This window comes from Inquilinus sp. KBS0705, assembly GCA_005938025.2.
GTDB lineage: Bacteria > Bacteroidota > Bacteroidia > Sphingobacteriales > Sphingobacteriaceae > Mucilaginibacter.
On the sequence record VCCI02000003.1, the window covers coordinates 482,635 to 493,794 of the forward strand.

Genomic DNA, 11,160 nt, shown 5'->3' on the forward strand with positions numbered 1-11,160 from the left:
CATGAAAAAAATAATAATTACCGGCGGGGCCGGCTTCATAGGTTCGCACGTGGTAAGGCGTTTTGTAACTACTTACCCCAATTACCAAATCATCAATCTGGATAAATTAACCTATGCGGGCAACCTGGCTAATTTAAAGGATATTGAACACCTGCCCAATTACCGCTTTGTAAAAGGTGATATAGTTGACCTGGAGTTTATAAATAATTTGTTTGAAACCGAGCAGCCGGATGCGGTGATACATTTGGCAGCCGAATCGCATGTTGACCGTTCTATCACCAACCCGCTGGAGTTTGTGATGACCAACGTAGTAGGTACAGTTAACCTGCTTAATGCTGCAAAAAACATTTGGAAGGGTAATTACAACAGCAAACGCTTTTACCATGTATCAACCGATGAGGTTTACGGCACATTAGGCGATACGGATATGTTCACCGAAGAAACCGCTTACGACCCGCACTCGCCCTACTCGGCATCAAAGGCAAGCTCAGATCACTTTGTAAGGGCCTACCACGATACTTACGGTATTGATACCGTAATATCTAACTGCTCAAACAATTATGGCTCGTACCACTTCCCCGAGAAGCTGATACCCCTTGCCATACATAATATAAAACAATTAAAGCCTGTACCAGTTTATGGCAAAGGCGAGAACATACGCGACTGGCTTTGGGTTGAGGACCATGCCAGGGCCATTGATGTGATATTTCATAAAGCGGCTACCGGCACTACCTATAATATTGGCGGCCACAACGAGTGGAAGAACATTGACCTGATTAACCTGTTGTGCAGTATATTGGATAAAAAATTGGGCCGGGAAGCGGGTGAATCGGCCAAACTGATCACATATGTAACAGACAGGGCCGGGCACGACTTGCGTTATGCAATTGATGCTACCAAACTGAAGAATGAGCTTGGCTGGGAACCGTCTATTACTTTTGAAGTAGGGTTAGAAAAAACTGTAGACTGGTACCTGAATAACGAGGAATGGTTAAACGACGTAACATCGGGCCATTATCAGGAATACTACATGGAGCAATATAATAACCGATAAGGATGTTTGGATTATTTAAGAAGAAGAAAGCGGAAGTAAGAGAAGCACCTGATTTTAATTATAGTTCGATTGTTACGGACATGCATTCGCATGTGTTGCCCGGAATTGACGATGGCGCGCAAACTCCAGAAGAATCAATTGTTCTGATCAAAAAAATGATGGAACTGGGGATAAAGAAAATTATCGCCACACCACATATTATGGTAGATTATTACCGGAACGATGCCGAATCTATCAACAATGCCCTTGCCATTTTAAAGCAGGAACTGCAAAACCAGCAAATTGATATTGATATTTCGGCAGCAGCCGAGCATTACTTTGACGAGACCTTTGAAAAACGCGTTGATGACCGCAAGGTGTTAACCATGGGCGATAATTATGTGTTGTTCGAGTTTTCGTTCATCACCCCGCCACCCAACGCTGTAAAGGTTATACAAAAAATGAGGAGCATGGGCTACAAACCCATACTGGCCCACCCCGAGCGTTATAACTACATGAATTTAGATCAGCTGAAAACCATACGCTCGTATGGCTGTAACCTGCAACTGAATACTATATCGTTAACCGGGTATTATGGCAAAACCAGCAAAAAAATGGCCGAGGACCTGGTAGATAACCAAATGGTAGATTTTATATCGAGCGATATGCACCACCCCCGCCATGCCCAGGCATTGCAGGATGCCTTAAGCATGCCCTACCTGGAAACCCTGCTGTTTAACTACCCCCTTAAAAACGTGATGCTTTAGTAGATGTGCAGATATGCGGATGTGCAGATGTGCAGATGATGGATTTGTAATTTACCAAAACAGTGCCTTGTTTTATTGCAATTAAAATGTTATATTAGGAAGTGCGGGGTAGCGAAACAAAACGAAAAAAATGGAATAATTCGCGCTACACCAACAAAAAAGTGGAATAATTTATAGCCAACACTGGAATGTAAATGCGCCATACATGCTGCAAAGGCGCTTTTTAGCTAAAATCCGCATTCAACAAGACAAGCTTCCGGAATTAATAAGATTTTGGTGCGGTTCCATCATTTGCACATCTGAAATCTGCACATCTGAAATCTGAAACTACTCGTATCTCAATGCCTCAACAGGGTCGAGTTTGGCCGCTTTTTTGGCAGGGTAAAAACCTGATGACAGGCCTATAAAAGTACATAAGCCAATAGCGCACATTAGCCAAAACCATGGCACTACAAAGCTGCCGCTAATTTGTACCGCTATAAGGTTACCGGCAGCCATACCCAGTATAATACCGCCAATACCGCCCATAAGGCATATTACAATGGCCTCTATCAAAAACTGCTTGCGTATAACTGATGGTGTGGCACCTATCGCCTTGCGTAAGCCAATTTCGCGGGTACGCTCAGTTACCGATACCAGCATAATGTTCATTAGACCTATGGCAGCCCCTATAAGTGTGATAATGCCTACGGCAAAGCCAGCCGCAGTAATACCATTTAACTGCCCTGATAGCTCCTGCTGAATAGAATCCGCACGGAATATCTCGAAATTGTCTTCCTGCCCCAGGCGTAAACCACGCACGTTTCTGAACAGGGATGTCGCTTCGCCTACACTTGCATCTAAAGCCCCCGGGCCGTTTACCATCACCGTAACCGCGAACGAAGGTTTGTTTGATGCGGCTAACTGCCTTGCTTTACCAATGGGTATAATGCAGAATTTGTCGCCACCAAAAGAGTTACTGCCTTTTGGCGCAATTACCCCAATAACACGGAACTTGCTTGCCCCAAGTAGTATGGATTTGTTAACCGGGTCGTCGTTTTTAAATAGCTTTTGCTTTAATTCGTCGCCTATAATTACCACGTTTGCCCCATGCTCCAGCTCGGAAGTTGAAAAGTTACGACCGAAAGAAAGTTTATGCCCCTTCATGGTCAGGTAGTTATCGTTACTGCCAATTACACGTATGTTGGGGTTGGTTTTTATGCTTTCGTATTTGGCAATTGCGGTGCCCGATACGGTAAGATCGATACTGACGCGTACCGGTAATTTAAAGGTTTTTTGAAAGCGTTCGGCCTCCTGGTAGCTAATTTCGGGGTACATTTTACGGTGCCCCCCATTGCCGAAGCTAATGCCCGAACCGCGGTTTTGAATAGTGAAAGAGTTGGCGCCCAGGCCGGCAAAAGCATCGTTAGTGAACTGTTTTATACCCTCGATGGCAGTTAATATACCTACAAGGGCCATAATACCTATGGCAATAATTAATGCTGTAAGCGATGTACGCAACCTGTTACCCGCGATGGATTGCAGGGCTATTGCAATATTTTCTCTGTAGCTTGTTTTTACCGCCATGCCATAAATATAAAAAACTTTCGTAGCGTATGACTATGAGGAGGGGTAGTTTGTTACAGGTTTATAGCGGATAATTAATTAATATTTTGCTTCAAAAAAAACAATTACTAATTTAAGGTAATACATCACCTTAAGAAATGAAAAAGCTATTCCTGATAATACTAATAGTCAGCATTGCCTGTGTAGTTAAAGCGCAGCAAATACCCAATTACTTAAATGAAAGATCGGTAGTAAAAGACTCGACAGGGAAAGTGTTGGATTATAAAACTTGGACTGCTATAATCCTTGCGGGCAATTATAATATGCGGGCAAAATATTCTGCAAGCGATACCAATTATATCATAACAGCCGCCAAGCCCATGCATATCAACCGGGTGTTTGATGAGCATACTATTGTAAAAGACTTAGTGGGCAAGTCCGTACCATTTAATGAATGGCACGATAAAATTTTAAGCAGCAGGTATCACTTACAACCAGTCGGGCGCGATCCAAATTCTGGCTATATATTAACACCCTACACCGAACAGGAGCTGACAGCCTTTAAAAGCCGTATTGGCAAACCTGCCGAAAGTCCATTTTTTACAACCGGTAAGGATATTAACCCTTTTGCTGTTACAGATATTTATGGCAAAAAAATAGGCAAAGCCAATTGGAAAAATAAAATTGTTGTTTTAAACTTTTGGTTTGTAGGTTGCGTACCCTGCCGTAACGAGATTCCCGAATTAAATAAATTGGTAGCAAAATATGCGGGTAATCCCAACGTGATATTTTTAGGTATTGCCCTTGATCATGAAACCGAAATTAAAGAATTTTTAAAAAGCAATACCTTTAATTACCAATTAGTGGCCGACGGCAAGCAATATGCAGGTTTATTTAAAATAAATAGCTACCCTACCAATGTGGTGATTGATAAAGAAGGTAAAGTGAAGTTTCATACCAATGGCTTTGGCTTAAATACTGTTGATTGGGTTGATAAAGCCATTGCGGAAACAGTGCAGCAAAATAGCTTGAAATTAAAAAAGGCCCCTTAAAAAGGGGCCTTTTAAATATCTATCTAAAAAGTATTATACCGAAAATGAAGTACCGCAACCGCATGTACTGGCAGCATTAGGGTTATTAAAGGTAAAACCACGGGCGTTTAATCCGTCCTGAAAATCTATCTGCATACCGGCAAGGTATAAGCCATGCGCTTTGTGCATATAAACTTTAATGCCATCAATATCATAAACCTGGTCGCCATCTTTTATCTGGTCGAAGCCTAAAACGTAGTTCATGCCCGAGCAGCCACCGCCTTCAACGCCTACGCGCAGGCCAAAATCATCGCTCAGTTCTTGCTGGTCTTTTAATTTAAAAAGTTCTTTAACGGCACCCGGTGTAAAAGTAACAGGTGCAACAAGGGTTTCAACAGTAGCGCTCATCTTATTTTTAATTAACTATACAAATATAAGGTAAAATGCGGATTTTTGTTGCGGCCCAATTATTTATGACCCCTGCCTAACATTATTATAATGGTACTTTACAGCATCCTTTTAGATATACTAAAATACACCATTGCCGGTATCGGCGTAGTATATATAGCCTTTTATTTATTTAGGCCATACCTTGATAAAGCCCAAAACCTGCAACTGCTGGAGTTTAAAAAAGCCATCAGTAACCAAACGTTGCCTTTAAAGCTGCAAGCCTACGAGCGCCTGGTATTATTTACCGAACGTATAAACCCCGCCAATATGCTTATACGCCTTAATGGTAACGGCTATAGCGCGACCGAGCTGTATAGTTTAATGGTGACCGAGCTACGCAACGAGTACCAGCATAATGTAACACAGCAAATATATGTAAGCAGCCGCGCCTGGGCAGTTGTGCAAAGGGTAAAGGAAGATACCTTAAGCGTAATAACCAACTCGATAAAAGCCCTGCCCGAGAATGCTACGGGGCTTGACCTGGGCAAAATTATATTAAACCACATGGCCAAGCTGGAGGATAACCCCTACCAAATTGCCACCGATATGATACGTAAGGACCTGGAAGATTTATTTTAACTATTATGGCCGAAAAGAAATTTACTACCAGTTCGGGCATCGAGGTTAAAGAGGTTTATACCCAACCATCGGGCATGAATGAATTGCCGGGCGAATACCCGTACACCCGGGGCATTCAAAAGGATATGTACCGCGGCAAACCCTGGACCATGCGCCAGTATGCCGGTTTTTCTACCGCCGAAGAAAGTAACAAACGTTACCACTATTTACTAAGCCAGGGCACCATGGGCTTATCTGTAGCGTTTGACCTGCCCACCCAAATAGGGTATGATAGCGACCACGAACTATCTGAAGGTGAAGTAGGCAAGGTAGGCGTAGCGATAGATTCGTTAAAAGATATGGAGGTATTGTTTGATGGCATACAGCTAAAAGACATCACTACCAGCATGACCATTAATGCCACCGCGGCCATATTACTGGCCATGTACATCGCGTTAGCAAAAAAACAAGGTGCCGATTTAAAACAGATAAGCGGTACCATACAAAACGATATATTAAAGGAGTATGCGGCAAGGGGCACCTATATATACCCGCCAGAGCCCTCTATGCGCCTTATAACCGATATTTTTGAGTATTGCAGCAAAGAGGTGCCTAAATGGAATACAATATCCATATCGGGCTATCACATTCGCGAAGCCGGCTCAACCGCTGTGCAGGAGCTGGCCTTTACGCTGGCCAATGGCAAAACGTATTTAAAAGCAGCGCTTGATAAGGGCCTTGATATAAACATATTTGCAAAAAGGCTATCGTTCTTTTTTAATTGCCATAACAACTTTTTCGAGGAGATAGCCAAATTCAGGGCGGCAAGGCGCATGTGGGCGCATATTACCAAAGAGCTTGGCGCTACCGATGCAGGGGCGCAAAAATTGCGTTTTCATACTCAAACGGGCGGCTCAACCCTTACCGCGCAGCAACCCATGAACAATATTGTAAGGGTGAGCATGCAGGCATTAGCCGCAGTACTGGGCGGCACGCAATCGTTACATACCAATGGTTACGACGAAGCCTTGTCATTACCCACAGAAGCAGCCGCCAAAATAGCCCTGCGCACGCAGCAGATCATCGCGTTTGAAAGCGGAGCTACCGATACGGTTGACCCGCTGGCAGGCTCGTACTTTATTGAGGCCTTAACCAACGAGCTGGAAACAGCCGCGCAGGTATATATAGATAAGATAGATGCCATGGGTGGATCTGTTAAAGCTATAGAGCAGGATTACATGCAGCAGCAGATAGCCGACGCGGCTTACCAGTACCAAAACGACATTGAAAGCGGCGAACGGGTGTTGGTTGGGGTGAATAAATTTATTCAGCCTGAGGCAGTGGCAGATAGCGTTTTTAGGGTTGATGATTCTATCAGAAAGAAACAAATACAACAAATTCAGCGTTTAAAAATTGAAAGAAACGATGCTGAGGTGGACCTGGCGCTGCAAAATTTAGAGGCTGCAGCCCGTGGAACGGACAACCTGATGCCGCTTATTTTAACGGCAGTTGAATGTTATGCAACACTTGGTGAAATTGCAGATACGCTGCGGAAAGTTTTTGGAGAGTATTGATAAAATTATTGTCTTAATAGTTATTTATTTTAAGCAATAACGAGGTGGTTTTTAGTGCTTAAAAACAACAAAATTATTGTTTAAACTTTTAAAAATGCCCTACGATGCAACAGGGGCATAAAATATGTTGTTGCATGCGAAATATAATATTAAATATGGATTTAAAGCAAGTATAAGGCGTTTTTTTTGGAAATATATTTTCAAAAAAATGTTAAATAATATTTTTTAATCCGCTTTTTTTTAGAATATTCGATGTTCCGTAGCAGGCTAAAAACTTGTGTAAGCGGATACTGAAAATCAAGAGATTACTGACACTTATATGGAAAAAACTTGTACTAACGTTTGGAATAGCTGCCTTCAAATTATAAAAGATAACATTCCGGCACAAAGCTTTAAAACCTGGTTTGAGCCAATAAAAGCTTTGAGGATGGATGGTAGCGTTCTGACGATACAAGTACCGAGTTTGTTTTTTTATGAGTGGCTTGAAGAACATTATGTAGGGTTGTTGCGTAAAACAATTAAAAAGCAACTGGGCGATGAAGGAAGATTAGAATACAACATTGTTGTAGAGCAATCTTCAAGCAAGCCGTACACTACTAACATGCCATCAAACGGAAACGGTGCTGAATCTAAAAATCAGTCTATGCCGATACCAATTTCAATTAACAAGGATATTAAGAACCCGTTTGTAATACCGGGCCTTAAAAAGCTGAACGTTGACCCGCAGTTGAACCGTAATTACACCTTCGAGAATTTTGTTGAAGGCGATTGCAACCGTTTGGCCCGTTCTGCCGGTTATGCCGTTGCTGCCAAACCAGGCGGTACATCATTTAACCCATTAATGATATATGGTGGCGTTGGTTTAGGTAAAACCCACCTTGCCCAAGCTATTGGTAACGAAATTAAACGCTCGTTACCCGATAAACTGGTGCTTTACGTTAGCTGCGAAAAATTTACCCAGCAGTTTGTAGATGCCCTTAAGCACAACAACATAAACGATTTTGTGAATTTTTACCAGGCCATTGATGTACTGATAATGGATGATGTGCACAACTTTGCCGGTAAAGAAAAAACACAGGATTTCTTTTTCCATATTTTTAACCACCTGCACCAAAGCGGTAAACAGCTTATCATTACATCTGATAAAGCACCTAAGGATCTGGCCGGTTTAGAAGAGCGCCTTTTGTCGCGTTTTAAATGGGGCCTTTCGGCAGATTTGCAGATACCTGATCTGGAAACCCGTATGGCTATCCTGAAAAATAAAATTTACCAGGATGGTATCGAGTTATCAAACGATGTGGTAGAATACGTTGCCCATAATATTGATAACAATGTGCGCGAATTGGAAGGCGCCATGGTATCGTTATTAGCGCAGTCGACCCTTAACCGTAAAGAGATAGACCTTAACCTTGCCAAGCAAATGCTGAAGAATTTTGTAAAAAATTCGGCCAAGGAAATTTCAATGGAATATATACAAAGCCTGGTTTGCGAGTACTTTGAAGTGCCTATAGAGATGGTGAAATCGCAAACCCGCAAACGCGAGATAGTACAGGCCCGCCAAATATCAATGTATCTGGCAAAGGCGCATACTAAAAGCTCGTTAAAATCAATTGGGAGTTTCTTTGGTGGCCGTGACCACTCTACCGTAATTTACGCCTGCCAAACTGTTGAGGATTTAATTGATACCGACAAAAAATTCAAAGGCTACGTAGCCGATATACAGAAGAAGCTAAAAATGTCGTAAACGACTTTATAATATAAATGAAAGGCTCTGCATTATGCGGGGCCTTTTGTGTTTATGCCCTCAGTCGCTCGGCTCCAGCCGAGTGACCACTATTAGCAGGCCTCCGGCCTCGGTTAACTCTCATCTACAATAAAAGGCGAATCCGGATTAGCACTGCTGTACACATAAGTGTATTCTTCATTAACTATCAAAGCCTTAACAGGGTTTTGGTGAATATAATTTACTTTTTGATCAAAGACTTCGTTGGTTATCAATTCAATAGGATAAGTTGTTTTTTGCCAAAATTGATACTCGCTATTCTGACTTGTATTATTGGCAAAAAACTTAAATAAATACAATAGCCATTCTTTACGGCTTTCTACTTGGTTTAATTTAATTGCATCAATGATTTGTTTAGCTGTATAACTTTTCAAGTCTCTGATAATATCGGGCAATCGGTTTTCGTCATTGGCAACTATCAAGTGTATGTGGCTGCTCATGATACAATAAGCATAGACTTTTAATCCCTTGTTCTTTCTGCAAAATTCAAGGCTGGCAATAAAAATATCGCAATACTCACTGCGTGTAAAAACGTCTATCCACCCTACTACGGGTATAGTAACAAAAAACGGCCTGTCAGTATTGGCTTTTCTTAATTCGGACATGATTCTAAAATACAATTTTTTTGAAGTTTTGAGGCGGCCGGAGGCCTTATAATATTGCTCACTCGGCAGGAGCCGAGCGAGTGCATGTACCGAGTGAATGCTTATAGCCAAGATGGTTCATATAATAAATACTGTCAGTCGCTCGGCTCCAGCCGAGTGACGGCTATTAGCAGGCCTCCGGCCGCCATTAACTTATTGATGTGTTATGCAAATATTTGTATAAATTGCATTAACCAATAACCCACACATGAAAAAACTATTTATAGCTGCACTGCTGCTAACCTTTACTGCCCCCGCCTTTTGCCAAACTGATAAAGACGATATCAAAAAAACAATTACAACTATGTTTGATGGGATGCGCAAAGGCGATAGCACAATGCTGCGCTCGGCATTTGCTAAGGGGATTGTTTTTCAGGGGGTAGCAAACAAAGGCGGAGATAATGTGGTGGAGACTGAAAGCGCTGATGCCTTTATTAGGGCCGTTGGCGCCCCGCATAAAGAGGTATGGGACGAACGCATTACCTGGGGCGATATTAAAATAGACGGCCCCTTAGCCAGTGTATGGACCCCGTATAAGTTTTACCTGGGTGCGCAGTTTAGCCACTGCGGTATAGATTATTACCAGTTATTAAAAACCAGTGCCGGCTGGAAGATCATTTACATTATTGATACGCGCCGCAAGGATAATTGCCCCGAGTAAGTAACCCGCAATAAATAACCGGTTGCCATAGGGTTACTATTGCTTTGTAATTGGTATCAATACTAAACCAATTACAATCACATGAAAACAAAAATTTTAATGGCGCTGGCAGGCATAGTCTTGTTTGCTGCGTGTAAAGGCAATTACGACCGCAGAAGTAGCGAAAGTAGTGATAGCACATCCATTGCCCAGGAGAAAGCAATTGCCGACAAACCCAAGTTGGTAAAAAACGCAGGGATAAGCTTTAAAGTAAACAATGCGCGCCAAACCGGCGATTCTATTGCCAACTTAACGGCAAAGTATAACGGGTTAGTTATGCATCACCAGCTGAGTTCGGAAGTGATGCATAGCGAAAAGATTTTTCTAAGTAATGACTCTATAAGGCAGGTGTCGGTAATAAACACTGTTGCTGACATGACCGTGAGAGTACCTTCTGAAAGATTGGAGGAATTTATAAATCAAGTTGGCCGTATGACTTTACACATAGACAGTATGCGGATGAATGTAGAGGATAAATCGGCAGATTATCTTTCTTCTCAACTTAAGGCTAAAAACAGGAAAGATTGGGTCTTGCAAAAGAAAGATGAAGGAGAAGCCAAAAATGCGGATGCTATTTTAGCAATGAAAGATAATGTAGTTGATAACCAGATAAACAATGTTAAAACAGATGCAGCGGTTAAATACAGCACTGTTGTTTTAAGCTTTTACCAAAATAGCACGGTGGATAATGAAGTGTTAGCTAATGATGACCCTTCAGCTTACCACGCTCCATTTTTTAATCGCCTTGGTATGGCACTTGCAAATGGCTGGTATGTATTTGCCGATATCATATTTGCTCTTGCCAACCTGTGGGTATTTATATTAGCAGGTGTTGGTGCATGGTTTTTATTTAGGCTTTATAAACGCAAGCACCCTGCAATAAAGCTTTGATGAAACTTGCGCTGGTGTGTTAACCTAACAATAAATATTTCGTTTAACTTTTTTAATTGGAATTAAATTCTATATTAGTAAGCGGGGGGAAACGAAAAAAAGAGAAAAAATTCCCCTATGGTAAACAAAAAAATGGAATATTTTACAGCTAAGCCTGTAAAGCTCACAGTTTACATATGCCTGT

The 11,160-nt window shown here is 41.9% G+C and carries 11 protein-coding genes; 8 read left to right on the forward strand and 3 right to left on the reverse strand.

Annotated features, from left to right (window positions below):
• Position 1: 1 nt before the first annotated feature.
• Positions 2-1,054 (forward strand): dTDP-glucose 4,6-dehydratase, encoded by a 1,053-nt coding sequence (rfbB, locus tag FFF34_016440; GenBank protein TSD64136.1) that lies wholly within the window; start codon positions 2-4, stop codon positions 1,052-1,054.
• Between the two features lie 2 nt (positions 1,055-1,056).
• Positions 1,057-1,800 carry a capsular biosynthesis protein gene (locus FFF34_016445; GenBank protein ID TSD64137.1) on the forward strand — a complete coding sequence of 248 codons (744 nt, stop codon included), beginning with the start codon at positions 1,057-1,059 and terminating at the stop codon, positions 1,798-1,800.
• A 327-nt stretch (positions 1,801-2,127) separates the two neighbouring features.
• Here the strand turns inward: FFF34_016445 and FFF34_016450 are convergent, their stop codons facing one another.
• A complete protein-coding gene (locus FFF34_016450; GenBank protein TSD64138.1) occupies positions 2,128-3,366 on the reverse strand; it encodes an FtsX-like permease family protein in 1,239 nt (412 codons plus the stop codon).
• 137 nt (positions 3,367-3,503) lie between these two features.
• On the opposite strand from FFF34_016450, the gene FFF34_016455 reads away from it, so the two are divergent.
• Positions 3,504-4,397, forward strand: a complete 894-nt coding sequence (locus tag FFF34_016455) for a TlpA family protein disulfide reductase (protein ID TSD64139.1) — start codon at positions 3,504-3,506, stop codon at positions 4,395-4,397.
• A gap of 33 nt (positions 4,398-4,430) precedes the next feature.
• Here FFF34_016455 and FFF34_016460 read toward each other — a convergent pair whose 3' ends face one another.
• Positions 4,431-4,784 (reverse strand): iron-sulfur cluster assembly accessory protein, encoded by a 354-nt coding sequence (locus FFF34_016460; GenBank protein ID TSD64140.1) that lies wholly within the window; start codon positions 4,782-4,784, stop codon positions 4,431-4,433.
• Between the two features lie 90 nt (positions 4,785-4,874).
• On the opposite strand from FFF34_016460, the gene FFF34_016465 reads away from it, so the two are divergent.
• The 3 genes from FFF34_016465 (at position 4,875) to dnaA (ending at position 8,702) form a co-directional block, all read left to right on the forward strand.
• Positions 4,875-5,405: a hypothetical protein gene (locus tag FFF34_016465; protein TSD64141.1), complete on the forward strand. Its 531-nt coding sequence runs from the start codon at positions 4,875-4,877 to the stop codon at positions 5,403-5,405.
• A gap of 5 nt (positions 5,406-5,410) precedes the next feature.
• Positions 5,411-6,958 carry a methylmalonyl-CoA mutase gene (locus tag FFF34_016470; protein TSD64142.1) on the forward strand — a complete coding sequence of 516 codons (1,548 nt, stop codon included), beginning with the start codon at positions 5,411-5,413 and terminating at the stop codon, positions 6,956-6,958.
• 319 nt (positions 6,959-7,277) lie between these two features.
• Complete coding sequence (dnaA, locus tag FFF34_016475; protein TSD64143.1) at positions 7,278-8,702, forward strand: chromosomal replication initiator protein DnaA; 1,425 nt, start codon at positions 7,278-7,280, stop codon at positions 8,700-8,702.
• Positions 8,703-8,815: 113 nt separating this feature from the next.
• On the opposite strand, the gene FFF34_016480 is transcribed toward dnaA, so the two are convergent.
• The gene (locus FFF34_016480; GenBank protein ID TSD64144.1) at positions 8,816-9,346 is read right to left on the reverse strand and encodes a transposase; all 531 of its coding nucleotides are present in this window, start codon (positions 9,344-9,346) and stop codon (positions 8,816-8,818) included.
• A 247-nt stretch (positions 9,347-9,593) separates the two neighbouring features.
• Here FFF34_016480 and FFF34_016485 point away from each other — a divergent pair, with 247 nt between their 5' ends.
• Positions 9,594-10,046: a nuclear transport factor 2 family protein gene (locus FFF34_016485; protein TSD64145.1), complete on the forward strand. Its 453-nt coding sequence runs from the start codon at positions 9,594-9,596 to the stop codon at positions 10,044-10,046.
• An 81-nt stretch (positions 10,047-10,127) separates the two neighbouring features.
• Positions 10,128-10,976, forward strand: coding sequence for a DUF4349 domain-containing protein (locus FFF34_016490; protein ID TSD64146.1), 849 nt, complete (start codon positions 10,128-10,130; stop codon positions 10,974-10,976).
• Positions 10,977-11,160 lie beyond the last annotated feature (184 nt).

What these genes read in the sequence shown, in the direction of transcription:
- FFF34_016465 (TSD64141.1), top strand. Translation starts at nt 4,875, where the DNA reads ATGGTACTTTACAGCATCCTTTTAGATATACTAAAATACACCATTGCC.
- FFF34_016485 (TSD64145.1), top strand. Translation starts at nt 9,594, where the DNA reads ATGAAAAAACTATTTATAGCTGCACTGCTGCTAACCTTTACTGCCCCC.
- FFF34_016455 (TSD64139.1), top strand. Translation starts at nt 3,504, where the DNA reads ATGAAAAAGCTATTCCTGATAATACTAATAGTCAGCATTGCCTGTGTA.
- FFF34_016450 (TSD64138.1), bottom strand. Translation starts at nt 3,366, where the DNA reads ATGGCGGTAAAAACAAGCTACAGAGAAAATATTGCAATAGCCCTGCAA.
- FFF34_016480 (TSD64144.1), bottom strand. Translation starts at nt 9,346, where the DNA reads ATGTCCGAATTAAGAAAAGCCAATACTGACAGGCCGTTTTTTGTTACT.
- FFF34_016445 (TSD64137.1), top strand. Translation starts at nt 1,057, where the DNA reads ATGTTTGGATTATTTAAGAAGAAGAAAGCGGAAGTAAGAGAAGCACCT.
- FFF34_016460 (TSD64140.1), bottom strand. Translation starts at nt 4,784, where the DNA reads ATGAGCGCTACTGTTGAAACCCTTGTTGCACCTGTTACTTTTACACCG.
- dnaA (TSD64143.1), top strand. Translation starts at nt 7,278, where the DNA reads ATGGAAAAAACTTGTACTAACGTTTGGAATAGCTGCCTTCAAATTATA.
- FFF34_016470 (TSD64142.1), top strand. Translation starts at nt 5,411, where the DNA reads ATGGCCGAAAAGAAATTTACTACCAGTTCGGGCATCGAGGTTAAAGAG.
- FFF34_016490 (TSD64146.1), top strand. Translation starts at nt 10,128, where the DNA reads ATGAAAACAAAAATTTTAATGGCGCTGGCAGGCATAGTCTTGTTTGCT.
- rfbB (TSD64136.1), top strand. Translation starts at nt 2, where the DNA reads ATGAAAAAAATAATAATTACCGGCGGGGCCGGCTTCATAGGTTCGCAC.